21 protein-coding genes are annotated in these 25767 nt (G+C 40.4%); all 21 read left to right on the top strand.

Annotation, left to right across the window (positions count from 1 at the left end):
* Positions 1-39 precede the first annotated feature (39 nt).
* Positions 40-1743, top strand: a complete 1704-nt coding sequence (locus tag ACI48O_RS10785; protein WP_435561810.1) for a proline--tRNA ligase — start codon at positions 40-42, stop codon at positions 1741-1743.
* Between the two features lie 152 nt (positions 1744-1895).
* A complete protein-coding gene (locus ACI48O_RS10780) occupies positions 1896-6212 on the top strand; it encodes a PolC-type DNA polymerase III (protein WP_435561809.1) in 4317 nt (1438 codons plus the stop codon).
* 237 nt (positions 6213-6449) lie between these two features.
* Positions 6450-6920 carry a ribosome maturation factor RimP gene (rimP, locus tag ACI48O_RS10775; RefSeq protein ID WP_435561808.1) on the top strand — a complete coding sequence of 157 codons (471 nt, stop codon included), beginning with the start codon at positions 6450-6452 and terminating at the stop codon, positions 6918-6920.
* Positions 6921-7023: 103 nt separating this feature from the next.
* Complete coding sequence (nusA, locus tag ACI48O_RS10770) at positions 7024-8145, top strand: transcription termination factor NusA (RefSeq protein ID WP_435561807.1); 1122 nt, start codon at positions 7024-7026, stop codon at positions 8143-8145.
* Positions 8146-8162: 17 nt separating this feature from the next.
* Positions 8163-8444: an RNase P modulator RnpM gene (rnpM, locus tag ACI48O_RS10765; RefSeq protein ID WP_435561806.1), complete on the top strand. Its 282-nt coding sequence runs from the start codon at positions 8163-8165 to the stop codon at positions 8442-8444.
* Positions 8444-8743, top strand: a complete 300-nt coding sequence (locus tag ACI48O_RS10760; protein ID WP_435561805.1) for a YlxQ family RNA-binding protein — start codon at positions 8444-8446, stop codon at positions 8741-8743. Before rnpM ends, ACI48O_RS10760 begins: the two co-directional genes overlap by 1 nt.
* Positions 8744-8762: 19 nt before the next feature.
* The gene (infB, locus tag ACI48O_RS10755) at positions 8763-10985 is read left to right on the top strand and encodes a translation initiation factor IF-2 (protein WP_435561804.1); all 2223 of its coding nucleotides are present in this window, start codon (positions 8763-8765) and stop codon (positions 10983-10985) included.
* Positions 10985-11266, top strand: a complete 282-nt coding sequence (locus ACI48O_RS10750) for a DUF503 domain-containing protein (RefSeq protein WP_435561803.1) — start codon at positions 10985-10987, stop codon at positions 11264-11266. The genes infB and ACI48O_RS10750 overlap by 1 nt, the downstream gene beginning before the upstream one ends.
* 198 nt (positions 11267-11464) lie before the next feature.
* Positions 11465-11836: a 30S ribosome-binding factor RbfA gene (gene rbfA, locus ACI48O_RS10745; protein ID WP_435561802.1), complete on the top strand. Its 372-nt coding sequence runs from the start codon at positions 11465-11467 to the stop codon at positions 11834-11836.
* An 86-nt stretch (positions 11837-11922) separates the two neighbouring features.
* Complete coding sequence (gene truB, locus ACI48O_RS10740; protein WP_435561801.1) at positions 11923-12846, top strand: tRNA pseudouridine(55) synthase TruB; 924 nt, start codon at positions 11923-11925, stop codon at positions 12844-12846.
* A 27-nt stretch (positions 12847-12873) separates the two neighbouring features.
* The gene (gene ribF, locus ACI48O_RS10735) at positions 12874-13821 is read left to right on the top strand and encodes a bifunctional riboflavin kinase/FAD synthetase (protein WP_435561800.1); all 948 of its coding nucleotides are present in this window, start codon (positions 12874-12876) and stop codon (positions 13819-13821) included.
* Positions 13822-13942: 121 nt separating this feature from the next.
* The gene (gene rpsO / locus ACI48O_RS10730; RefSeq protein ID WP_435561799.1) at positions 13943-14212 is read left to right on the top strand and encodes a 30S ribosomal protein S15; all 270 of its coding nucleotides are present in this window, start codon (positions 13943-13945) and stop codon (positions 14210-14212) included.
* Between the two features lie 319 nt (positions 14213-14531).
* Positions 14532-16652, top strand: coding sequence for a polyribonucleotide nucleotidyltransferase (gene pnp, locus ACI48O_RS10725; protein ID WP_435561798.1), 2121 nt, complete (start codon positions 14532-14534; stop codon positions 16650-16652).
* Positions 16653-16806: 154 nt separating this feature from the next.
* A complete protein-coding gene (locus ACI48O_RS10720) occupies positions 16807-17751 on the top strand; it encodes a polysaccharide deacetylase family protein (RefSeq protein WP_435561797.1) in 945 nt (314 codons plus the stop codon).
* 205 nt (positions 17752-17956) lie between these two features.
* A complete protein-coding gene (locus ACI48O_RS10715; protein WP_435561796.1) occupies positions 17957-19192 on the top strand; it encodes a M16 family metallopeptidase in 1236 nt (411 codons plus the stop codon).
* Positions 19193-19662: 470 nt separating this feature from the next.
* On the top strand, positions 19663-19911 hold the full coding sequence (locus ACI48O_RS10710; RefSeq protein WP_435561795.1) for a YlmC/YmxH family sporulation protein: 249 nt from the start codon (positions 19663-19665) through the stop codon (positions 19909-19911).
* An 839-nt stretch (positions 19912-20750) separates the two neighbouring features.
* Positions 20751-21653, top strand: coding sequence for a dipicolinic acid synthetase subunit A (dpaA, locus tag ACI48O_RS10705; protein WP_435561794.1), 903 nt, complete (start codon positions 20751-20753; stop codon positions 21651-21653).
* Complete coding sequence (dpaB, locus tag ACI48O_RS10700) at positions 21650-22243, top strand: dipicolinate synthase subunit B (RefSeq protein ID WP_435561793.1); 594 nt, start codon at positions 21650-21652, stop codon at positions 22241-22243. The genes dpaA and dpaB overlap by 4 nt, the downstream gene beginning before the upstream one ends.
* Before the next feature lie 188 nt (positions 22244-22431).
* On the top strand, positions 22432-23481 hold the full coding sequence (gene asd / locus ACI48O_RS10695; RefSeq protein WP_435561792.1) for an aspartate-semialdehyde dehydrogenase: 1050 nt from the start codon (positions 22432-22434) through the stop codon (positions 23479-23481).
* A 96-nt stretch (positions 23482-23577) separates the two neighbouring features.
* On the top strand, positions 23578-24810 hold the full coding sequence (gene dapG, locus ACI48O_RS10690) for an aspartate kinase (protein WP_435561791.1): 1233 nt from the start codon (positions 23578-23580) through the stop codon (positions 24808-24810).
* 21 nt (positions 24811-24831) lie between these two features.
* The gene (gene dapA / locus ACI48O_RS10685) at positions 24832-25698 is read left to right on the top strand and encodes a 4-hydroxy-tetrahydrodipicolinate synthase (protein ID WP_435561790.1); all 867 of its coding nucleotides are present in this window, start codon (positions 24832-24834) and stop codon (positions 25696-25698) included.
* Positions 25699-25767: the final 69 nt, after the last annotated feature.

Here is a 25767-nt window from a genome sequence, read left to right as displayed (position 1 = left end):
TTCTGTTTTTCTTAAAAATTTGTTTAGAGGTGCTAATAGATGAAACAAAGTATGACGCTTATTCCAACGCTTCGTGAAGTACCAGCAGATGCAGAAATTAAGAGCCATCAATTATTATTAAGAGCTGGATTCATGCGGCAAAATGCCAGTGGAATTTATAGTTATCTTCCGTTGGCAAACAAGGTATTGCAAAAAATCGAAACGATTGTCCGTGAAGAAATGGATAATGCCGGTGCAGTTGAATTATTAATGCCTGCCCTGCAGCAAGCTGAATTATGGCAAGAATCAGGTCGCTGGTACTCATATGGGCCAGAGCTAATGCGGATGAAAGATCGCCACGATCGCGAATTTGCCCTCGGAGCGACTCATGAAGAAGTTATTACTAGCCTAGTTCGTGATGAGGTTAAATCATATAAACGGCTGCCGTTAACTTTATATCAAATTCAAACAAAATTCCGTGATGAAAAACGTCCGCGATTCGGATTACTGCGCGGTCGTGAATTTATCATGAAGGATGCCTATTCTTTCCACTCTACAAAGGAAAGTCTTGATGAGGTATATGATAAGCTCTTTACTGCTTACTCAAACATTTTTTCCCGCTGCGGTTTAAATTTCCGTGCTGTTATCGCTGACTCAGGTGCAATGGGAGGTAAAGACACGCACGAATTTATGGTGTTGTCAGATGTAGGTGAGGATACGATTGCATATTCTGACACGTCTGATTACGCAGCTAATATCGAAATGGCTCCTGTTGTAACTAAATATGGAAATTCAGCTGAAGCTGCAAAGGGCCTTGAAAAAGTTAAAACAGAAAATCAACGAACTATTGATGAGGTAGCTGCATATTTGCAAGTTAAACCAGAGCAGTGCATTAAGTCGTTAATGTTCAAAATCGATGATCGCTGCGTCCTTGTCCTTGCTCGTGGGGACCATGAGATTAATGATATTAAGTTGAAAAATATGTTTGAAGCAAGCTCAGTTGAACTTGCTGACGCTGAAGAGACAGCATCAATCCTTGGTTGTCCTGTTGGATCATTAGGTCCCATTGGGGTTGAGAAGGTAGAAATTGTTGCTGACCTTGCAGTTGAAGCGGTTGTTAACGGTGTATGTGGCGCTAATGAAGAACACTATCACTATATAAATGTGAACCCTGGTCGTGATTTTTCAGTTACCCGATATGCTGACCTGCGCTTTATACAGGAGGGAGACCCTTCTCCAGATGGACAAGGCACCATCCTTTTTGCAAAAGGAATTGAGGTTGGTCATGTCTTTAAATTAGGAACTCGCTATAGTGAAGCGATGAACGCTACCTATTTGGATGAAAACGGAAAGACCCAACCGATGATCATGGGCTGTTATGGAATCGGAGTATCTCGTACGATGGCCGCAGTAGCGGAACAATTTAATGACGAAAAAGGATTAGTGTGGCCAGTCAAGATTTCTCCTTTTGATGTCCATCTCATTCCGGTCAATATGAAGGATGAAACGCAAGCTGCATTAGCACAAGAGCTTTATACGGTACTAAAACAAAACCGTTTCGATGTGTTAATGGATGATCGGATCGAACGTCCAGGCGTGAAATTTGCTGATTCTGATTTAATCGGGTTACCAGTCCGAGTGACGGTTGGTAAAAAAGCAGCTGAAGGAATTGTTGAAGTGAAAATCCGTAAAACGGGTGAAGTGCTTGAATTAACTTCAGCGGAACTAGTCGAACGCTTAACAGAGCTATTAAATACTCTATAAAAAAGAAACTCGCCTTAAGGCGAGTTTTCTTATTGTCAAAAAATCCTTGAGTTTAACTTTGTTCAGATATGATATAATAGCCTTTGTTCTATGATTTATTCTTTAATGATTAACAAAACCTTTTGATTTTTAATAGATAGGGGTGGGAACTTTTGAGTGATGCCCAAGGCAAAAAAGAGCGATTCCAACTCTTGCTTCAGCAGCTTCAAATGACTGAAGACACGATATTTAAGTACTTTGAAAATGCACAAATCGAAAAAGTAGTGGTCGATAAGCAAAATAAAAAATGGCATTTTCATTTTTTGATAGAAAATATTCTGCCAAGTAATATCTACACATTATTAGCTGCGCGGTTACAGACGGAATTTTCGCATATAGCGAATACCACTTTTTCAACAAAAGTAAACGATCCACACTTTGAACCCGAGACAGCACAGGACTATTGGAGGCTTTGTCTTCAAGAAATCGATGGAATGTCTCCTCCAACTCAAAAACTTCTCAACGAGCAGGTTCCGAAAGTAATCGGCAATAAAATAATCATAAGTGTTCGTAATGAGCCTGAGGGACAAAGTATAAAAAACAAGCATTCAGGTACGATTTCTGAAGTTTACCAGTCCTTTGGTTTTCCGCTAATCATAATCGATACAGAGGTATCGAATGATACAACAGAAGTAGAAAACTTCATCAAGCAAAAAGAAAAAGAAGACCAAGAAAAAGCCATGCTTGCGATGGTTGAAATGCAGAAAAAGGATACTGAAAAGGCACAGGGTGGAGACAGTGAGCCGCAAGGTCCACTCATGGTTGGTCTCACCATTAAAGACGATGCTGATTTCCGTAAGCTAGAGGAGATAAACGAAGAAGAACGACGTGTCGCAATTGAAGGTTATGTATTTAGTGCCGAAACAAAGGAATTGCGAAGTGGACGAACATTATTAACCTTTAAAATTACCGATTACACAAGCTCGATTATCGTTAAAATGTTTTCCCGCGATAAAGAGGATGCTGCCCTGTATGAGCGTGTAAAGAAAGGCATGTGGCTTAAAGTTCGAGGCAGTGTACAAAATGATACATTTGTCCGTGACCTTGTTATGATCGGAAATGATCTAAATGAAATAAAACCACCAGGACGTAAGGATACGGCCCCGGAAGATGAAAAACGGGTTGAGCTACATTTGCACACCCCTATGAGTCAAATGGATGCCGTGACTTCTGTCAGTACGTTAATCGCACAAGCAAAAAAATGGGGACATAAAGCGATCGCTGTTACCGACCACGCTGTTGCCCAATCATTCCCGGAAGCCTTTGGTGCTGGTAAGAAAAACGATATCAAAATCCTTTACGGAGTGGAAGCGAACTTAGTAAATGATGGTGTACCAATTGCCTATAATGATGCGCATCGTCTTCTTGTGGATGATACGTATATTGTATTTGACGTTGAGACAACAGGACTATCAGCAGTCTATGACACAATCATTGAGCTGGCAGCTGTCAAAATTCGTGGCGGAGAAATTATTGACCGATTTGAATCATTTGCGAACCCACACCATAAGCTTTCTGCTACCACAATAAACCTGACTGGCATTACCGATGATATGGTTGAAAATGCGCCAGAGGTAGCAGAAGTGCTGCAAAGATTTTACGCCTGGGCAGAAGATGGAATTTTAGTAGCGCATAATGCCTCTTTTGATATGGGCTTTTTAAATGTTGGCTATAAAAAAATTGGTCTGGACAAAGCGGCTAATCCGGTCATCGATACGCTCGAATTGGCACGTTTTCTATATCCAGACATGAAAAATCACAGACTTAACACGCTTGCGAAAAAATTCGATGTTGAGTTAACCCAGCATCACAGAGCAATCTATGATGCCGAAGCGACTGGATATTTACTTTTAAAAATGCTGAAGGATGCCATGGAGAAGGGGATTGAATATCATGATCAATTCAACGATAACATGGGGAAGGGAAATGCTTATCAGCGAGCCCGTCCATACCATTGTATTCTTTTAGCGCAGACCGAGCTTGGCTTAAAAAACTTATTTAAGCTTATTTCGATTGCTCATATTAACTATTTTTACAGAGTACCGAGAATACCGCGTTCGATTCTGCAAAAATATCGCGAAGGAATTCTTGTTGGTTCTGCTTGTGATAAAGGTGAAGTATTTGAAGGGATGATGCAAAAATCTCCTGAAGAAGTGGAAGCGGCCGCTCATTTTTATGATTATTTGGAGGTAATGCCGAAACAAGTATATGCTCCTTTAATCGAAATGGAACTTGTTCGTGATGAAAAATCACTTGAACAAATTATCACAAACATTGTTTCACTCGGTGATAAACTTGGGATCCCGGTTGTCGCCACCGGAAACGTGCATTATTTGAATGAAAATGATAAAATCTATCGCAAAATTTTGGTCAACTCGCAGGGCGGGGCTAATCCGTTAAACCGGCATCAGCTTCCGGATGTTCATTTTAGAACGACGAATGAAATGCTTGAGGCATTCTCGTTTTTAGGCAAGGAAAAGGCAAAGGAAATTGTTGTCACCAATACGAATAAAATTGCCGATATGATTGATGTAATCAAACCGATAAAAGATGATCTGTATACACCAAAAATTGAAGGTGCCGACGAGGAAATGCGTGAGATGAGTTACTCGATGGCCCGGAAAATCTATGGCGACACACTTCCAGAAATCGTTGAAGCCCGTCTTGAAAAAGAATTAAAAAGTATCATCGGCCATGGCTTTGCGGTTATTTATTTGATTTCCCATAAGCTGGTGAAGAAATCATTGGATGATGGTTATCTCGTTGGATCACGGGGTTCGGTTGGTTCGTCCTTTGTTGCAACAATGACCGAAATTACCGAAGTGAATCCATTGCCGCCGCATTATGTATGCCCATCGTGCAAGCACTCAGAGTTTTTCAATGATGGTTCGGTTGGATCCGGATATGATTTACCTGATAAAGATTGTCCTAATTGTGGCTCCAAATACCGTAAGGATGGACAAGATATCCCGTTTGAAACATTCCTTGGCTTTAAAGGGGATAAAGTTCCCGATATCGATTTGAACTTCTCGGGTGAGTATCAACCGCGCGCCCACAACTATACAAAAGTTTTGTTCGGTGAAGAATATGTATACCGTGCCGGAACCATCGGAACGGTTGCCGACAAAACGGCGTTTGGATATGTTAAAGCGTATCAACAGGATAAAAATTTGCAAATCCGTGGAGCTGAGGTAGAACGGCTTGCTTCGGGATGTACGGGTGTTAAAAGAACAACAGGTCAGCACCCGGGCGGAATTATCGTTATTCCTGATTATATGGATGTTTATGATTTTACGCCGATTCAATTCCCGGCGGATGATCGTAACTCGGAATGGAAAACGACCCATTTCGACTTCCATTCCATTCATGATAATGTGTTAAAGCTTGATATACTTGGACACGACGATCCAACCGTAATCAGGATGCTTCAAGACTTAAGCGGAATCGATCCGAAAACGATTCCGACCGATGACCCCGAAGTGATGAAGATCTTTAGTAACACCGAATCGCTTGGGGTAACGGAAGAACAAATCATGTGTAAAACAGGAACCCTTGGTATTCCTGAGTTTGGAACCCGTTTCGTAAGACAGATGTTAGAGGATACCAAACCGACAACATTTTCAGAACTTGTGCAAATTTCTGGTCTGTCCCACGGTACAGACGTTTGGCTCGGCAACGCCCAAGAGCTCATTCATAACAAGATTTGTACGCTAAAAGAAGTTATTGGCTGTCGTGACGATATCATGGTATACCTTATCTATCAAGGGCTTGAACCGTCATTTGCTTTTAAAATTATGGAGTCAGTCCGTAAAGGAAAAGGCTTGTCCGATGAAATGGAAGAAGAAATGCGGAAAAACAAGGTGCCTGAATGGTATATTGATTCTTGTAAAAAGATAAAGTATATGTTCCCGAAAGCCCATGCTTCTGCATACGTATTAATGGCGGTACGGATTGCTTACTTTAAGGTTCATCATCCGCTTCTTTATTACGCAGCATATTTCACTGTTCGTGCTGAGGATTTTGATATCGACGCAATGGTGCGAGGCTCTCAATCGATCAAAGCAAAAATTGAAGAAATCAATATTAAGGGCTTAGAAGCCTCTACGAAAGAGAAAAACCTTTTGACCGTTATGGAATTAGCTCTTGAAATGTGTGAACGTGGATTTTCGTTTGGCAAAATTGATTTATACCGCTCTAGCGCCAGTGAATTTATTATTGATGGCAATACGCTTATTCCGCCATTTAATGCCATTCCAGGACTTGGAACGAATGTTGCCTTCAATATCGTTAAAGCCCGCGCTGAAGGAGAGTTCCTCTCAAAAGAAGATTTGCAGCAGCGAGGGAAAGTATCGAAAACGATTATTGAATTTCTAGATAATCACGGCTGTCTTGAAGCATTACCAGACCAAAATCAGCTTTCATTGTTCTAATTCGTGTCGAAAATAGCATAAAATGACTTGACAAACGCTGATTTAGCAATCTTTCCATTTGCATAAAATATATGGTTATGGTATAGTTTTATTGGAAATACTAAAGATATACTTTCGCAAACAAGAGTGGGGCAACCCACTCTTTCGTTGTGTCAACGTGTTTTTGAATGGGATTTCTCACCATTTTAAGGTTTTGTAAAGAAAAACCAACCATGTTAAAGGAGGGATAGGGATCATATGAGCAAAGTGGCTGAAGTGGTGGAAGGCATGGTAACACCAATCTTAAATGAAATTGGTTTAGAATTAGTTGATATTGAGTTTGTTAAAGAAGGCAGAGATTATTTTCTTCGTGTATATATCGATAAAGAAGCCGGTGTAGATATAGAGGAATGCGGAATTGTCAGTGAAAAATTAAGCGAAAAGCTCGATGAAGTTGATCCAATTCCACACAATTATTTCTTAGAGGTATCGTCTCCTGGCGCTGAACGTCCCCTAAAAAAAGATAAAGATTTTGAAAAAGCAATTGGCAAAAACGTCTTTATTAAGACGTATGAACCAATTGACGGTGAAAAAACCTTTGAAGGGATCTTAAGTCAATTTGATGGAGAAACCGTCACAGTTGAAGTAAAGATAAAAACTAGAAAGAAAAGCATCGAAATACCTTATGCAAAAATAGCTAACGCAAGATTAGCGGTAACCTTCTCATAGAAATTAACTGGAAACTAGCAAGCAGATTATTTCGTTAAGAATGATTAGGTATAAATGACAAAAAAAGAGATCTTTTATTTAAATTAAAGGGGGATTCGCTCAAATGAGCAGTGAATTGTTAGATGCTCTGAACTTGCTTGAAAGAGAGAAAGGCATTTCTCGAGATGTGCTGATTGATGCCATTGAGGCAGCTCTAGTATCAGCTTATCGACGGAACTTTAACCAAGCACAAAATGTTCGGATTGATTTAAATCTTGAAAACGGCTCGATGCGGGTTTTTGCTAGAAAAGAAGTCGTTGAGGAAGTGTTTGATCCTAGATTGGAAATCTCGATCGAGGATGCGCGTAAAATTAATCCTAACTATCAAGAAGAAGATGTAGTTGAAATGGAAGTAACTCCGAAGGATTTTGGCCGGATTGCTGCCCAAACTGCTAAACAGGTCGTAACACAGCGTGTTCGCGAAGCAGAACGTGGAATTATTTATTCTGAATTCATTGATCGTGAAGAAGATATTATGACTGGTATCGTTCAGCGCCAGGATTCTAAATTTATTTATGTAAGTTTAGGGAAAATCGAAGCGATTCTACCGGCAAATGAACAAATGCCAAATGAACATTATAAACCGCATGATCGAATTAAAGTTTTCATTACTAAGGTTGAAAAAACAACAAAGGGACCACAAATATTTGTATCCCGGACCCATCCAGGGTTGTTGAAAAGACTTTTCGAAATTGAAGTACCTGAAATTTATGATGGAACAGTTGAGATTAAATCGGTGGCACGAGAAGCGGGTGACCGTTCAAAAATCTCTGTCCATTCCGAAAACCCTGAAGTCGATCCTGTCGGTTCATGTGTTGGACCAAAAGGAACTCGTGTACAAGCAATTGTGAACGAACTTAAAGGGGAAAAAATCGACATTGTCAAATGGTCTAATGATCCAGTTGTTTTTGTTGCAAATGCTCTTAGTCCATCTAAAGTTCTTGATGTCATTGTAAATGAGGCGGAAAAGGCAACAACTGTTGTTGTTCCTGACTACCAGCTTTCATTGGCAATTGGAAAAAGAGGACAAAATGCACGCCTTGCTGCAAAATTAACGGGCTGGAAAATCGATATCAAATCAGAATCAGAAGCAAGAGAAAAGGGAATTTTCCCTCGCGAAGAAGCATTACTTACTTTCGTAGGTGATGACGATTCTGACTTTGACTTTGAAGATGATCTTGATTAATAAAGAGGTGAATGATCGTGAACAAACCTAAAAAAGTTCCGATGCGAAAATGCATTGCAACCGGTGAAATGAAGCCGAAAAAAGAACTCGTTCGCATCGTTCGCTCCAAAGAAGGAGAGGTTTCCATCGACCTAACTGGAAAGAAATCGGGTCGTGGTGCGTATCTTTCTAAAGAAAAAGAAGCAGTTTTAATAGCCAAAAAAAAGAATACATTAGCAAATCATTTAGAAGTTTCCATAGATGAATCTTTATATGACGAGCTATTAGAGCTTATCGAGAAGGAGAAACGACTATCCTAATGAACACTCAGTGGATGTCATTACTTGGCTTAGCAAATCGGGCGCGGAAAATTATTTCTGGTGAAGAATTATCCGTCAAAGAAATTCGGAGTGGAAAAGCAAAACTCGTCTTATTAGCAGCGGATTCGTCTGCTAATACAACCAAGAAGATTACTGATAAATGTAAATCCTATCATGTTCCATTAAAAATAATTGATAATCGGTATTTGCTCGGGAAGTCAATCGGGAAAGATGCCCGCGTAGTGGTAGCTGTTTTAGACGATGGTTTTGCAAAAAAACTGCTGACGTTGCTCGATTAATATTAGCGGGGGTGAAAGAATGAGTAAAATACGCGTTTATGAATATGCGAAAAAGCATAATGTGTCCAGTAAGGACGTAATCGCAAAACTAAAAGATATGAATATCGAGGTAACAAACCATATGGCAACAATTGAGGACGATACGATTCAAAAGCTAGAAGGAATTTATAATAAAAATAAAGAAGCAAAACAACCGCAAAAAAATCCGAAGCAGCAATCTGTACAAATGGGGAATAAACAACCTGCTTCACAGCAAGGGAAGAAGCCAGTGCCACAAGTAGTTTCAAAATCAAAAGCAGATGCTTTTGAAGATGATGACAAAAATGTTGCACCAGCAAAGGTAAAGGTTAAGACTGCAGCTCAAGCACGCGAAGAAGTTCAAAAAAATAAGGCGGCTGCTGCAAACAAAGGGAAATCAAAGTTTCAAAACAAAGGTAGACATCAGCAAAACCATTCCCATCAACCTGCTCAGCCACCAAAGAAAAAAGAGCTTCCTGCAAAGATTACTTTTACTGAATCGTTAACGGTTGCTGAACTTGCGAAAAAGCTTCATCGTGAGCCTTCTGAAATCATTAAAAAGCTATTCATGTTAGGGGTAATGGCTACGATCAATGTTGAGCTTGATAAAGATTCAATTGAATTAATCTGTAGCGATTATGGTGTTGAAGTGGAAGAGGAAATCAAAATCGATACGACTGACCTAGAGGTTTACTTCACAGAGGATGATCAAGCTAGTTTAGTTGAAAGACCTTCTGTTGTTACGATCATGGGTCACGTTGACCACGGTAAAACAACGCTCCTAGATTCCATTCGTCATACAAAGGTGACTGAAGGAGAAGCAGGAGGAATTACTCAGCATATTGGTGCTTACCAGGTAGTGGAGAACGGTAAAAAAATCACTTTCCTTGACACACCAGGACACGCAGCCTTCACAACAATGCGGGCTCGTGGTGCGAAAATCACCGATATTACCATTCTTGTTGTAGCGGCGGATGATGGTGTAATGCCACAAACGGTTGAAGCGATCAACCATGCGAAAGCAGCAGAAGTTCCTATCATTGTTGCTGTTAACAAAATGGATAAGCCGGCAGCTAATCCTGATCGTGTAATGCAGGAGTTAACAGAACATGGTCTTGTCCCTGAAGCTTGGGGTGGCGATACCATTTTCGTACAACTGTCTGCGAAAACAGGCGAAGGGATCGATAACCTACTTGAAATGATTTTGCTTGTGGGTGAAGTCGAAGAGTGGAAAGCAAACCCAAATCGCAATGCAATCGGAACAGTAATTGAAGCTCAGCTTGACAAAGGCCGTGGATCAGTTGCTACTTTATTAGTACAGAACGGAACACTAAAAATCGGAGATCCGATTGTTGTAGGTAACACTTTTGGTCGCGTTCGTGCAATGGTAAATGATAAAGGCCGCCGCGTGAAAGATGCTGGACCTTCAACACCTGTTGAAATTACCGGATTAAATGATGTACCACAAGCCGGGGATCGTTTCGTAGTCTTCGATGATGAGAAGACAGCTCGTCAAATCGGGGAAGCTCGTGCTTCTTTAGCTCTTCAAGCTTCTCGAGGTGAAAAGTCTCGGGTAAGTCTTGAGTCCTTGTTTGAACATATGAAGCAAGGCGAAATGAAGGATCTAAATGTCATCATTAAAGCAGACGTACAAGGTTCTGCTGAAGCGTTAGCTGCTTCCTTAATGAAAATTGATGTAGAAGGCGTTAATATCAAGATCATCCACTCCGCTGTCGGAGCGATTAATGAATCAGATATTTCCTTAGCTGCTGCATCGAATGCCATTGTAATCGGATTTAACGTCCGCCCTGATGTAAATGCAAAGCGTGCTGCGGATGAGGAAAAGGTTGACGTTCGCCTACATCGCATTATTTATAAAGTAATCGAAGAAATTGAAGCTGCGATGAAAGGTATGCTTGATCCTGAATACCAAGAAAAAGTGATTGGTCAAGCAACTGTACGTCAAACGTTTAAAGTATCAAAGATTGGTACAATTGCTGGTTCTTATGTAACGGATGGTAAGATTACAAGAGACAGTGGTGTCCGCGTAATTCGAAACGGGGTAGTCGTATTCGAAGGACAAATTGATGACTTAAAACGCTTCAAAGATGATGTAAAAGAGGTTAATCAAGGTTACGAATGCGGAATTACCATTAAAAACTTCAACGATCTTAAAGAAGAAGATGTGATTGAAGCATACATTATGGAAGAAGTGGAACGTTAATGATAGTTGGCCTTGCAAGAATTGAATGTATTATTTATGATGTGCATTCTTTAAAGGAAAAAAGAGCTGTACTTCAAAGAATTCTTACAAGGTTAAAGCAAAGATTTAATGTTTCTGCTGCTGAAGTTGATTTTCAGGATGTTTGGCAAAGAACAGCCATTGCGATAACATCCGTCGCTTCAGCAAAAGTACCCGCAGAAAAAGAGCTTCAAAATGCACTAAAGTTAATTGATTCGTTTCCCGAAATTGAACGAACAATTACGGATATTGAGTGGCTATAAAACAGCCGCTTACGCTTTTCTTATATAATTAGATGCTAGTGGCATTCAGATGAGTGTCTAGCTCCAGGCGCCATCGGCTCGAGGTCACAAGTCAATCCGTCCAGAAGGTCAAAAAACGACCTTCAGGCCGGCTCGTCTTGTGCTTGTCGCCGATAAGAGCGGCGCCTTACGCTTTTCTTATAAAGAGGTGTTACTGATATGAGCCTTAGAGCAAATCGGGTTGGGGAACAAATGAAGAAAGAACTCGGCGATATTATCGGGAGAAAAATCAAGGATCCAAGAATTGGATTTGTAACCGTAACAGATGTCGAGGTGTCCGGGGATCTCCAGCAAGCAAAAGTATTTATTTCCGTTTTAGGAGATGAAGCGCAAAGAGAGAATACGTTAAAAGGCCTTGCAAAAGCAAAAGGGTTCATTCGAACTGAAATTGGCCAACGAATTCGTCTCCGTAAAACTCCGGAAATTATTTTTGAATTTGATGAATCGATCGATTACGGAAATCGAATCGAAACATTATTACATGAAATACATGCAGAAGACAAACATAAGCAAACCGATGATCAGGAATAACCTGTTTTGCTTTTGCTATTAGGAAAAGGCTGACTTCTTTTAAGTCAGCCTTTTCTATAGAATTTTGAGAACTGAGGTGAAGTATATTGGAAGGAATCTTGCCGCTTTTTAAACCAAAGGGATTAACCTCACATGATTGTGTCTTTAAATTACGCAAAATTTTAAGAATGAAACGAATTGGCCATACGGGGACTCTTGATCCGGAAGTGGATGGTGTTTTACCAATTTGTCTTGGTCGAGCAACGAAGGTCGCAGAATACATAACCAATGCCGGAAAGTCATATGAGGGTGAAGTCACGCTAGGCTTTTCCACAACAACAGAGGATGCAACCGGAGAAGTGGTTGATAGCAAAAAAATAGAAGCGCCGATTACCCGTCAGGAAATTATCGAAATACTTCAATCACTAACTGGGGAGATTACTCAGACACCTCCAATGTACTCTGCGGTAAAGGTAAATGGAAAGCGACTGTATGAGTATGCCAGGCAGGGCATCGAGGTTGAACGTCCATCAAGACAGGTAACGATCTATTCTATTGAACTGCTGGATGATCGAGATATTTTTGAGGGAGACACGATCCAATTTCGGTTTCGGGTATCCTGCAGTAAAGGAACGTATATCCGGACATTGGCGGTTATGATCGGGGAGAGACTGGGATATCCATCCCATATGTCCAGTCTGTCAAGAATTCAATCCGCTTCCTTTTCTTTAGAGGATTGTTACACGTTCTCGCAAATAGAAGAAATGGTTGAGGAAGGTAGGTTTTCTCAAGCTTTAAGACCGATAGAAGAAGCACTTTTCTATTTGCCGAAACTAGCAATTAATGATAAATTAGCAGAGAAAGTAAAAAATGGAGCTGTTTTGCCGATCCCATCATATTTGCAGGATCAATCCGGACCGATTGTAGTTGAAACGGAACAAGGGCTAGCATTAGCTATTTATCAACCCCATCCAACAAAGGCTGGTTTAATGAAGCCTGATAAAGTTTTGCGAAATGATGCTATCGATTAGGCAAGTTTAGGAAAAGGTGAGTACTAGGTGAAAGTAATAAAGATTAATCATCCTCATCAATACCGAAAATCCGATTTTCCAGAAATGGCAATGGCACTTGGATATTTTGATGGGGTACATTTAGGGCATCAGAGTGTTATTAGTGTGGCAAAAATGAAGGCAGATCAAAATGGGTGGAAAAGTGCAGTGATGACATTTGATCCACATCCATCGGTAGTATTGGGAAAAAGTGTCCAACACGCAGAGTATATTACCCCCATTAGTACCAAGATTGATCTCATTGAAAAGCTTGGAATTGATTATTTATTTATTGTCAATTTTACCGTTGATTTTGCAAATTTACTTCCGCAAGAATTTATTGATCATTATATTATAGATCTCAATGTGAAGCATGTGGTGGCTGGATTTGATTTCAGTTATGGAAGAATGGGTAAGGGTAATATGGAAACTCTACCTTTCCATTCAAGAGACCAGTTTGATTTTACGACTGTACCGAAATATGTACATGGTGATCAAAAAGTTAGTTCGACTCTTATTCGTACTGAAATCCAAACCGGGAATGTGAGCAGTCTGCCGTCCTTATTAGGTGGCTACTATACCACTTCTGGGATTGTTAGTCATGGTGATAAGCGAGGACGAACCCTTGGGTTCCCAACAGCTAATATTGAAATGACCGAGGATTACCTTCTTCCGCCTTCAGGGGTTTATGCTGTTAGAATTAAGATCGATCAAACTTGGTATAATGGTGTATGCAATCGTGGCTATAAGCCAACGTTTTACCAAGAAAAGGACAAGCAAACGATCGAGGTTCATATTTTTGACTTTTCGAACGATATTTACGGAAAAACTGTAACAGTAGAGTGGCACCTTCGACTGCGCTCAGAGCAAAAATTTGCAGGAATTGACCAACTTGTTACTCAAATCGAAAAAGATAAGCAAAATGCCTATTTATATTTTGAGCGAAATAATATTTGAACTTGCATTTTGTCAAAAAAAGTTGTATTCTAATTAACGTATGAAAAGAACCATTGCTTGGCAAGACGAGTCACCGACGCTTGCTCAGTAATTGGGGATTATAAAATAGGAGGTGAACAGGATGGCAATCACACAAGAGCGCAAAAATGAACTTATTAATGAGTTCAAAACGCACGAATCTGACACTGGTTCTCCAGAAGTTCAAATCGCTGTCCTTACAGAACAGATTAACAACTTGAACGGTCATTTACGTACGCACAAGAAAGACCACCACTCACGTCGCGGTCTATTGAAAATGGTAGGTAAGCGTCGTAACCTACTAACATACCTACGTAATAAAGACGTTCAACGTTACCGTGTGTTAATCAACAAGCTTGGTTTACGTCGATAGTCAACAGAAGCGGGATTTTTCCCGCTTTTTTATTATATTTGAATGATTTATTTACCGATATCATACGAATTTTTACAAAAGCAATACCTTTAAATAATACATAATTTTGTCGTTATTTTAAGAAAGAATACAAATGGTCATAATAAAAGAAAAGCTTTTTTTCTTGGCTTTCTCATAACCATCCAAGCACTACGCCTTGGTTAACATAAAAACAATATATTTTGAAGCTAAACAACTTTACGAAATAGGTCGTAGGTTTTTAATAAAAGTAAAAGGTAATGCCTGAGAATGAATTCAGGTAGAGAGGGGTTTAAAAAGAATGGATCAAGAGAAACAAATCTTTTCCTTCGATTGGGCTGGCCGAAAATTATCGGTTGAAATTGGTCAATTAGCAAAACAAGCAAATGGTGCAGCTTTAGTTCGTTATGGTGACACAGTAGTATTAAGTACTGCAACAGCATCAAAAGAACCAAAACCACTGGATTTCTTTCCATTAACCGTTAACTATGAAGAACGTTTATATGCAGTAGGGAAAATTCCTGGAGGTTTTATTAAACGGGAGGGACGTCCTAGTGAAAAGGCGATTTTAGCAAGCCGTTTAATCGACCGTCCAATTCGTCCATTGTTTGCTGATGGTTTCCGTAATGAAGTACAAGTTGTTAGTATTGTCATGAGTGTGGATCAAGATTGTTCTTCTGAAATGGCAGCTATGTTTGGATCATCATTAGCACTTAGTGTGTCGGATATTCCATTTGAAGGACCAATCGCTGGTGTTGTTGTTGGACGTGTTGATGGGAAATTTGTGATTAACCCAACAGTTGAAGAAGCAGAAAAAAGTGATATGCACTTATCTGTTGCCGGAACAAAAGATGCGATCAACATGGTTGAAGCTGGCGCGAAAGAGGTTCCAGAAGAAGTAATGCTGGAAGCAATTATGTTCGGTCATGAGGAAATCAAGCGCTTAATCGCTTTCCAAGAGGAAATCGTAGCGAAGATTGGTAAGGCAAAAACCGAAATTACTTTATTCGAATTAGATAAAGATCTTGAAACAGAAATTCGTGAGTTGTGTGAGACTGACATGGTTGCAGCGATTCAAGTTCAGGAAAAACATGCTCGTGAAGCTGCTATAAAAGAAGTTAAAGACAAAGTCATCGCTAAATTTGAGGAAGAAGAAGCTGAAGCTGATGACCTTAAACAGGTGAAACAAATCCTTGATAAAATGGTTAAAGGTGAAGTTCGCCGTTTAATTACAGTTGAAAAGGTTCGTCCAGATGGTCGTAAGCCGGATGAGATTCGTCCTCTATCTTCAGAAGTTGGCTTATTGCCGCGTACACATGGTTCTGGTTTGTTTACACGTGGACAAACTCAGGCATTAAGTATTTGTACGCTTGGGGCGTTAGGAGATGTACAAATTCTTGATGGCCTTGGAATTGAAGAAGAAAAACGTTTTATGCACCATTATAATTTCCCTAACTTCAGCGTTGGTGAAACTGGACCGATGCGTGGACCAGGTCGTCGTGAAATTGGACACGGTGCATTAGGTGAACGTGCATTAGAACCAATTATTCCAAATGAAAAAGATTTCCCTTATACAGTTCGTCTTGTTTCAGAAGTATTAGAATCAAATGGCTCGACATCACAAGCAAGTATTTGTGCAAGTACCTTGGCGATGATGGATGCCGGTGTTCCAATTAAAGCTCCAGTTGCTGGTATTGCAATGGGTCTTGTTAAATCAGGTGAACATTATACGATTTTGACTGACATTCAAGGTATGGAAGACCATTTAGGGGATATGGACTTTAAAGTTGCAGGAACTGCTAAAGGTGTAACAGCTTTACAAATGGACATCAAAATTGACGGACTTTCCCGTCAAATTTTAGAAGAAGCCTTGCAACAAGCCAAAAAAGGCCGGATGCACATTTTGGAATCCATGCTTAGCACAATTGCTGAGCCGAAGGCAGAGCTTTCAAAATATGCTCCAAAAATCTTAACAATGGCTATCAATCCTGACAAGATCCGCGATGTAATTGGACCAAGCGGAAAGCAAATTAATAAAATTATTGAAGAAACTGGCGTTAAAATCGATATAGAGCAAGATGGAACAATTTTCATTTCCTCTGTTAATGAAGAAATGAATCAAAAGGCAAAGAAAATTATCGAAGATATTGTCCGTGAAGTAGAGGTCGGGCAAATGTACTTAGGTAAAGTAAAACGTATTGAGAAATTTGGTGCGTTTGTAGAAATCTTTGCAGGAAAAGACGGTCTTGTTCATATTTCCGAACTTGCTGAAGAGCGTGTTGGAAAAGTGGAGGACGTACTTTCAATCGGCGATGAGATCCTTGTAAAGGTAACTGAAATTGATAAACAGGGTCGTGTTAACCTTTCTCGCAAAGCCGTATTAAAAGAACAGCGTGAACAACAGGAAAAAGCACAGCAATAACCCAAAAGCTAGAGTGCCTCAGATTAAGGCATTCATGAAAAAGTCAGGGTAATCACCCTGACTTTTTCTATTGAACAAACATAAAAATCTAAGTAAATTCGCATGTTCTACCTTGTCCCCCCTTTTCATAATCTTTAGAGGAGGGGGCAGAGACATGCAAAAAATTAAACTGTTCGCCGTCATTGGAGTGACGGTATTGTGCATTATAATAAATCCTATTTCCGAACAATATGTGTCCTACTTAAAAGCTGAAACCGTATCGGTTGGTAAACATAGTAATCCCATATATGAGGAAATACTAAGAAAAAGTAAATTATATAAAGTGGAAGCGGTGGATGCTCGTATTGATCCTATCTGGAAAGCTACACCGGGATATAATGGGCTTGAAGTCGATGTAAAAGCTTCCTTTGAAAATATGAAGGGTGAAAATGCCTTTAATGAAGAAAAACTAATTTATAAGCAGGTCCAACCAAAGGTTCACCTTGAAAATTTACCAGCCTCGCCTATTTATCGTGGAAATCCGGACAAACCTATGGTTGGATTTATCATTAATGTGGCCTGGGGTAATGAATATTTACCAGATATGCTTGCGACATTAAAAAAACACAATCTAAAGGCGAGCTTTTTTCTTGAAGGAAGATGGGTCAAGGAAAATCCTGATCTTGCTAAAATGATTTCAGAATCAGGACATGAAATTGGAAACCATTCGTTCACACACCCTGATATGAAAAAATTATCAGCCGCAGAAATAAAAAGTCAAATTGAAAAGACCAATGCCGTCATTGAGGCAACAACGGGACGGGTTTGTAAATGGTTTGGACCACCGAGTGGCAGCTATCGTGATGAGGTGGTTAAAATTGCCGATGTACTGGGTCTAGGGACGATTCTTTGGAGCGTGGATACGATTGATTGGCAAAAACCAGCACCGGAAACAATTATTCACCGAGTGGAAGCAAAGGTCCACCCGGGTGCTCTAATATTAATGCATCCTACAGACTCTACCGCAAAAGCACTGGACCGAATGATTACGAAAATCGAACAAAAGAATTTAAAAATTGGCACGGTTTCAGATACACTCGGTGAACAACGGATTGATTAATTTACCTGAAAAACATCATTTTGGAAAAATAATCAATAATAAGTTATACTTATTAAGCAATCATTAGTTGGAGCTCTAGCATCAGCAGTTAGCCTCTCGACAATCCGTCAAGAACGTTAAGGTACAGCTTTCTAACTATACCGGGTTAGAAGCTCGTCGGGGCTGCGTGGACTGCTTATGCTTTTCGAGAACTGGAGGAGTTTCTTTGATTATTAAATATACTTGTCAAAATGGAGTAAGAGTTGTATTAGAAAATATCCCTACGGTTCGTTCCGTTGCGATTGGAATTTGGATCGGTACAGGATCAAGAAATGAAACCCCAGAATTAAACGGGATATCCCATTTTTTAGAGCATATGTTCTTCAAAGGGACTAAAACAAGAACCGCAAGAGAAATCGCTGAATCTTTTGATAGCATCGGCGGTCAGGTGAATGCGTTTACCTCTAAAGAATATACCTGTTACTATGCAAAGGTGTTGGATACCCATGCCCCTTTTGCATTAGAAGTTTTAGCAGATATGTTTTTCAACTCAACTTTCGATGAAGAAGAGTTGATTAAAGAGAAAAACGTTGTTTATGAAGAAATTAAAATGTACGAAGATACACCGGATGATATCGTTCACGATCTTCTGAGTAAAGCGGTTTATGAGAGTCATCCGCTTGGATACCCTATTTTAGGGACAGAACATACATTAAAGACCTTTAATGGAGAAACGTTAAGGCAATATATGAAAGATGCTTATACTCCTGAAAATGTTGTTGTTTCAATCGCGGGAAATATTTCTGAATCCTTCATTAAAGAAGTTGAAGCCTTTTTTGGATCTTACCAAGGACAACAAGCGGTAAGAGAAAATCAAAAGCCGGAATTTAATTCCAATCAAATATCTAGAAAAAAAGAAACCGAACAGGCGCATTTATGTATTGGATATAACGGATTAAAAGTAGGCCATGATGATATATATAATTTAATTGTCTTAAATAATATTTTGGGCGGAAGCATGAGCAGCCGCTTATTCCAAGAGGTCAGAGAGCAGCGTGGTTTAGCTTACTCTGTATTTTCCTATCACTCCGCTTATCAAGATAGTGGAATGGTTACTATTTACGGGGGAACGGGCGCAAGTCAGCTTGATGTCCTGTTTGAGACGATTCAAGAAACACTTAAAAAACTTAAACAAAATGGAATCACCGAAAAAGAACTAACGAATAGTAAGGAACAATTAAAAGGCAGCTTAATGTTGAGTTTAGAAAGTACAAATAGCCGAATGAGCAGAAATGGGAAAAACGAGCTAATGTTAGGACGTCACCGCTCTCTTGATGAAATAGTGGAGCAAATTGACCAAGTAACAAAGCGAAGTGTAGATTCTATGGCTACTTCTATTTTCTCTGATCAATATTCATTAGCATTAGTCAGTCCAGATGGCGAGTTGCCGAAAAGTAAATAAAAACACATCCAGGCTGTCGTGAATCGTCACGACAGCCTTATTTTATTGGCAGGCATAGGTATATGCTCACTCGTATTGTTGATTGGAGAGAAAGGTGCGAGACTCCTGCGGGAGAAGGTGTCACGGGAGACCCCACAGGCGCTACGGCGCCGAGGAGAAGGAAAAGCAGAAGTGGCTTGCCCAGGGGCGACAGGCATAAGTCGAGCCGGCATGAAGGTCGTTCTTTGACCTTCTTGACGGATTGGCTTATGACCCCGAGCCCCTAGCCGCTGCAGCTAGACAGGCTCCCGGACTCCCCCTAAGGTGCGCGAGCGCCTGGAGCGGAAATCAACAATACGATACTATTAGTAAGTAATACCCATGCTTTTCGATTATCGACCTAGCAAAACGACTCTCAGTTTTTCTTGATTCTAAAACCGTTTCATTTTCGATACATATATAAAGAGGACAATGAAACGGAGGCTAGAAGGATGAAACTAAGCGAGTTAAGCGGAAAAGAAATCGTTGATGTTAAGCGTGCTGAACGCCTAGGAGTACTAGGTCAGACAGATTTGGAAATAAACGAGCACACCGGTCAAATTGAAGCCCTTCTAATCCCAACCTTAAAATGGTTTGGTTTACGAAAACAAGGTAATGAAGTAAGGGTTCCATGGCGGCATATAAAAAAAATCGGCAACGATATGATCATTATAGATATACCAGAAAATGAAATGGATTAAATAAGGAACAAAATGAAAAATGGCCAAAGCGGGCCATTTAGATTGTCGAGAAGTGGCATTTTCTCGGCATTTTTTTATTTGAGAGAATGAAAATACCTAATTTAGGGATTGTCCCTGCAAATGGGCCTGTTGATTTCCACTCCGGGCACTCGCGCACCTTAGGGGAGCTCCCGGAGCCTCCTCGGCGCTTGTAGCGCCTGCGGGGTCTCCGGTGACCTCTCCATCCCGCAGGAGTCAAGTGCCCTCCGCTACAATCAACTGGAAGGGAAATCAACAAGAGTATTGCAACACACTCTTTTCAGCCCCATAAATGTGTTGCAATCTTGTTATTTTGTTAGGCGGTACTAACATATCACTAGAAACAAATTCATATTCACTTTGGCTGGCCTTATTTGGTTTAAACATTGATATTACCATTGTTTTTATCATTTATATTTTGAAATGAAGGTTTTTATTGATACCGCCTGTTGATTGGAGTGGAAGGCGTGAAGACTCCTGCGGGAGCAGCGGGACAGGTGAGACCCCGCAGGAGCGTTAGCGACGAGGAGGCTCACCGCCCGCCCCGCGGAAAGCGAAGCGCCTAGAACGGAAATCAACAGACCTATTTAACAGGCTATATTAATAATAAAAAGCGGGGAATTATTAAGAGGTGTAAATTAAAAATGGCTACCGAAAGTTTTTCGACAGCATAAATGGCCGTTCAGGCCATTTTTTTTTGCAAAGAAATGATTTTTCAATGTCTTTGCAAGGATAAATCACCGAATGGCTCCTTTTATCATAAAATACTGAAGCTAAACCAATTCCCGTTTGATTTTCAGAAAAAGAAGGTGATTATTCTCATGCTGACAGGGTTGCAAATCGCAGTCATGGGCGGCGATGCAAGACAGCTCGAGATCATCAGAAAGCTTACTGAGATGGATGCGAAGCTCTCGTTAGTTGGTTTCGAACAGCTAGACCATGCCTTCACAGGAGCAATAAAAGAAAAAATCGAAGACTTAGACTTCTCACTCGTAGACGCGATTATTCTCCCGGTTCCCGGGACCAGCTTAGAAGGCAAAGTAGAAACAATTTTCTCAAATGAAAAAGTAGTCTTGACGGAGGAAATGATATCCAACACACCTAGTCATTGCACCATTTATTCAGGGATCTCAAATAACTATCTTACAGGAATAACAAAGAAGGCAAACCGCCGCTTAGTTCTATTGTTTGAACGGGATGATGTGGCGATTTATAATTCGATTCCCACTGTTGAGGGAACGATTATGTTAGCGATTCAACACACTGATTTTACGATTCATGGTTCAAATATTGTCGTTTTAGGATTGGGCAGGGTTGGAATGAGTGTCGCACGAACATTCCATGCCCTTGGAGCAAAAGTAAAAGTAGGTGCAAGAAGAAGTGAGCATATTGCTCGAATTACCGAAATGGGCTTAACCCCTTTTTTATTAAATGATTTAGAACAATCAGTAAAGGATACAGATATTTGCATCAATACCATCCCTTATCCTATCGTAACCGCCTCTGTTATTTCGAAGATGCCTGCTCATACATTAATTATCGATCTGGCATCCAAACCAGGCGGAACCGATTTTCGTTATGCAGAGAAAAGGGGAATTAAAGCCATTCTTGCCCCAGGCTTACCAGGAATTGTCGCTCCGAAATCAGCTGGACAAATCTTGGCCAACGTTCTTACCCAACTTCTAAAAGATGACCTTATGAAACGGAAGGGGAAAACACAATGAGTTTGAAAGGAAAAAGGATCGGCTTTGGGATAACTGGCTCACATTGCACATATGAAGAAATCTTTCCGGAGTTAGAAAAGCTTGTTAATGCAGGTGCAGAGGTGCTTCCGGTTGTTACCTTTACTGTGAAAAATACAGATACACGGTTTGGGAAAGGAGAAGATTGGATCTCCAAAATTGAAACCTTAACCGGAAACAAAGTGATCGATTCAATTGTGAAAGCTGAACCACTTGGTCCGAAAATCCCGTTGGATTGCATGGTTATTGCTCCTTTAACGGGAAATTCAATGAGTAAATTTGCCAACGCGATGACAGATTCACCGGTGCTTATGGCGGCGAAAGCAACGTTAAGAAATGGAAAACCGGTTGTATTAGGGATTTCGACCAATGATGCACTAGGATTAAATGGGGTAAATTTAATGAGATTAATGACAACGAAAAATATCTATTTTATCCCATTCGGTCAAGATGACCCGGTCAAAAAACCCAACTCAATGGTGGCTCGGATGTCGATGCTCGATTCAACGATTTTAGCAGCTATGGATGGCCGTCAACTTCAACCCGTTTTAGTAGAAAGATTCCGTGATTAACTGAATCTTCATGCTTTTTCTAGTAAACCTATAAAAAAGATGATTCCTTAATGAACTCATTATGTTAAAATAAATGATAATATACAATATGACGGCTCCACATTAAGGGAATAAAAGGTGCCGTCTTACTATTATGCAGTTAAATGCTAGAGAAAACATACTTATTGACACGGAAGGGGACTCTATCCATGGGCCAAGCAAAAGGTTTTAATGTCGCGGTTGTTGGCGCGACAGGTGCCGTAGGGCAGCAAATGATCCAAACATTAGAAAACAGAAATTTTCCAATCGCAAAATTAACATTATTATCTTCAGCTAGATCTGCAGGTAAAACTGTTACCTATAAAGGGGAAGAAATTACCATTCAAGAAGCTAAACCAGAAAGCTTCGAAGGCATTGACATTGCGTTATTTAGTGCTGGGGGCAGTGTATCATTAGAATTAGCTCCAGAAGCTGCTAAGCGTGGTGCTATTTGTGTTGATAACACTAGTGCGTTCCGTATGGATCCTAATGTACCTCTAGTGGTTCCTGAAGTAAACGAAGCAGATCTTCATCAGCACAATGGTATTATTGCCAATCCAAACTGTTCAACCATTCAAATGGTGGTTGCTTTAGAACCGGTTAGACAAAAATACGGTTTAAACAAAGTGATTGTCTCCACTTATCAGGCTGTTTCAGGTTCAGGTGCGGTTGCAATCGAAGAATTAGCTGAGCAAACAAAAGCAATCGTTAATGGAGAGAATTTTGAACCAAAGATTCTTCCAGTTAAATCAGATAAAAAGCATTATCAAATTGCGTTTAATGCGATTCCGCAAATCGATAAATTCCAAGACAATGGGTTCACATATGAAGAAATGAAAATGATTAACGAAACAAAGAAAATTATGCATTTGCCTGAGCTATCCGTTGCCGCAACTTGTGTTCGTATTCCAGTAGCAACTGGACACTCTGAATCCGTTTATTTCGAGATTGACCAACCAGGTGTTAATGCTTCTGAGATTAAAGCATTGCTAGAAAATGCCCCAGGTGTAGTTCTTCAAGACGATCCAAGTGAGCAAGTTTACCCAATGCCTGCAGACTGTGTTGGCAAAAACGATGTATTTGTTGGCCGTATTCGCAACGATTTAGATAATGAAAAAGGCTTCCATATGTGGGTAGTTTCTGATAACTTATTAAAAGGTGCAGCATGGAACTCAGTCCAAATTGCCGAAAGCTTAATTAAATTAGGATTAGTAAAATAATCAATGTTTAAAACCAAACCACTAGCATGAAAACCTTTTTCATAGATTAAGGCGCTAAAGGTTTGGTTTGATTAATTCAACCTAGAAGGTGTTACGATGAAGATGATCGTCCAAAAATTTGGGGGCACATCCGTCCGTGATGACGAATCCCGCCAAAATGCCAAACGCCATATCGAAAAAGCTCTATCTGAAGGGTATAAGGTCATTGTTGTAGTCTCGGCAATGGGTCGCTCTGGTGAACCTTATGCTACAGATACACTCCTTTCGTTAATTGGTGGAAGTTCAAGTAAAATTTCGAAGAGAGAGCAAGACTTGCTGTTATCCTGCGGGGAAACAATCTCAAGTGTTGTTTTCACCAACATGCTTTTAGAACATGGTATTAAAGCTGTGGCCCTAACCGGAGCCCAGGCAGGATTTAGAACAAACAACGACCATACGAATGCCAAAATCGCAGAAATGAAATGTGACCGCCTGTTGCGAGAGCTTCAGGATGTTGATGTTGTAGTTGTAGCTGGTTTCCAAGGGACAGCTAAAAATGGAGACGTTACAACGATCGGCCGCGGCGGAAGTGATACGTCTGCAGCGGCACTTGGGGCGGCTTTAAATGCTGAAATGATCGATATTTTCACTGATGTTGAAGGGATTATGACAGCCGATCCCCGCGTCGCTGAAAATGCTCGTCCATTATCTGTTGTAACCTATACCGAGGTTTGCAACATGGCTTATCAGGGGGCTAAAGTGATTCATCCGCGTGCAGTTGAAATTGCCATGCAAGCAAAAGTTCCGATTCGGATTCGGTCAACCTACAGCGATGGGACAGGGACGCTGGTTACATCGGCGAATCGAGATAAACACGGCAGTGACTTAAGGGAACGTCCAGTAACCGGAATTGCTCACGTTACAAATGTAACTCAAATTAAAGTTTTTGCTAAAAAGGATCAGTATAATCTTCAAGCTGAAGTGTTTAAGGCGATGGCAAATGAAAACATCAGCGTGGATTTTATTAATATCTCTCCTAATGGTGTAGTGTACACCGTCATAGATGAAATGGCCGATCGAGCTGTTTCAGTATTGAAGGGGTTAGGCCATGAGCCAACGATTGAACGTCAATGCGCGAAGGTATCCGTTGTTGGGGCTGGAATGGCCGGAGTTCCCGGTATTACAGCAAAAATTGTCACAGCGCTGTCGGAGCGGGAAATTCGCATCTTACAATCAGCCGATAGTCATACCACCATTTGGGTCCTCGTAAAGCAAGACGATTTGGTGAAGGCAGTAAATTCATTGCATGATGCGTTTCAATTGGAAAAAGAATTGGTTGATTTTGAATAGGTATTTAAAAGGAGTGGCAAGATGACTATTTTCGGTCGGGTTTCCACAGCAATGGTAACCCCATTTGATAAGAACGGACATATTGATTTTGCAAAAACGACACAACTTGTTAATTATTTAATTGATAATGGAACGGATTCGCTAGTAGTTGCTGGAACAACTGGTGAATCGCCAACCCTTTCAAAAGAAGAGAAATTGGCTTTATTTCAACACGTTGTTCAAGTTGTCAAAAACAGAGTCCCTGTAATTGCTGGAACAGGAAGCTATAATACTTATGAATCAATTGATTTAACCAAAAAGGCAGAACAACTTGGTGTAGATGCTGTAATGCTTGTTGGGCCGTACTATAATAAGCCGAACCAAGAAGGGTTGTTTCAGCATTTTAAGGCAATTGCGGAAAGTACAAAGCTACCTGTCATGCTTTATAATATCCCTGGCCGGTCAGTTGTAAATATTCTGCCGGAAACGATTATACGCCTATCAGCCATTCCTAATATCGTAGCAGTTAAAGAAGCAAGCGGGGACCTTAGTGCAATGACCAAAATCATTTCCGGGACGGATGAAGATTTTGTATTGTACAGTGGGGATGACAGCTTAGCCCTGCCAGTCTTGGCGATTGGTGGTGCGGGAGTCATATCCGTATCTTCCCATGTGATCGGAAATCAGTTGCAGGAAATGGTACACTCATTCCTGAACGGTGACAGTAAACGAGCAGCAAAGCTTCATCAGGAGTTGCTCCCAATTATGCAAGGCCTGTTTGCCGCACCAAATCCAGTCCCTGTCAAAACAGCGTTGCAGTTAAAAGGGCTTGATGTAGGTTCGGTAAGGCTCCCACTTGTTCCATTATCCGAACAAGAACGAGTAACATTGGCAAAATTAATCTTATAATTTTCAACGAAGAGACTGTTCTAAGCAGTCTCTTTTTCTTTGCCATGTTTTTGAATGCTTGAAATGAGC

The sequence above is a fragment of the Neobacillus terrisolis genome, assembly GCF_051233475.1.
Lineage (GTDB): Bacteria > Bacillota > Bacilli > Bacillales > Cytobacillaceae > Bacillus_BU.
The sequence above is the reverse complement of the archived record's forward strand: the minus strand, read 5'-3'. Positions and strand labels throughout refer to the sequence as shown.

Excerpts from the sequence above, each read along its gene's own strand:
- infB (WP_435561804.1), top strand. The coding sequence starts at position 8,763 with ATGAGTAAAATACGCGTTTATGAATATGCGAAAAAGCATAATGTGTCC.
- dpaB (WP_435561793.1), top strand. The coding sequence starts at position 21,650 with ATGAGTTTGAAAGGAAAAAGGATCGGCTTTGGGATAACTGGCTCACAT.
- dapA (WP_435561790.1), top strand. The coding sequence starts at position 24,832 with ATGACTATTTTCGGTCGGGTTTCCACAGCAATGGTAACCCCATTTGAT.
- ACI48O_RS10750 (WP_435561803.1), top strand. The coding sequence starts at position 10,985 with ATGATAGTTGGCCTTGCAAGAATTGAATGTATTATTTATGATGTGCAT.
- ACI48O_RS10710 (WP_435561795.1), top strand. The coding sequence starts at position 19,663 with ATGAAACTAAGCGAGTTAAGCGGAAAAGAAATCGTTGATGTTAAGCGT.
- rpsO (WP_435561799.1), top strand. The coding sequence starts at position 13,943 with ATGGCAATCACACAAGAGCGCAAAAATGAACTTATTAATGAGTTCAAA.
- rbfA (WP_435561802.1), top strand. The coding sequence starts at position 11,465 with ATGAGCCTTAGAGCAAATCGGGTTGGGGAACAAATGAAGAAAGAACTC.
- asd (WP_435561792.1), top strand. The coding sequence starts at position 22,432 with ATGGGCCAAGCAAAAGGTTTTAATGTCGCGGTTGTTGGCGCGACAGGT.
- ACI48O_RS10760 (WP_435561805.1), top strand. The coding sequence starts at position 8,444 with ATGAACACTCAGTGGATGTCATTACTTGGCTTAGCAAATCGGGCGCGG.
- nusA (WP_435561807.1), top strand. The coding sequence starts at position 7,024 with ATGAGCAGTGAATTGTTAGATGCTCTGAACTTGCTTGAAAGAGAGAAA.
- ACI48O_RS10785 (WP_435561810.1), top strand. The coding sequence starts at position 40 with ATGAAACAAAGTATGACGCTTATTCCAACGCTTCGTGAAGTACCAGCA.
- ACI48O_RS10720 (WP_435561797.1), top strand. The coding sequence starts at position 16,807 with ATGCAAAAAATTAAACTGTTCGCCGTCATTGGAGTGACGGTATTGTGC.
- pnp (WP_435561798.1), top strand. The coding sequence starts at position 14,532 with ATGGATCAAGAGAAACAAATCTTTTCCTTCGATTGGGCTGGCCGAAAA.
- dapG (WP_435561791.1), top strand. The coding sequence starts at position 23,578 with ATGAAGATGATCGTCCAAAAATTTGGGGGCACATCCGTCCGTGATGAC.
- dpaA (WP_435561794.1), top strand. The coding sequence starts at position 20,751 with ATGCTGACAGGGTTGCAAATCGCAGTCATGGGCGGCGATGCAAGACAG.
- rimP (WP_435561808.1), top strand. The coding sequence starts at position 6,450 with ATGAGCAAAGTGGCTGAAGTGGTGGAAGGCATGGTAACACCAATCTTA.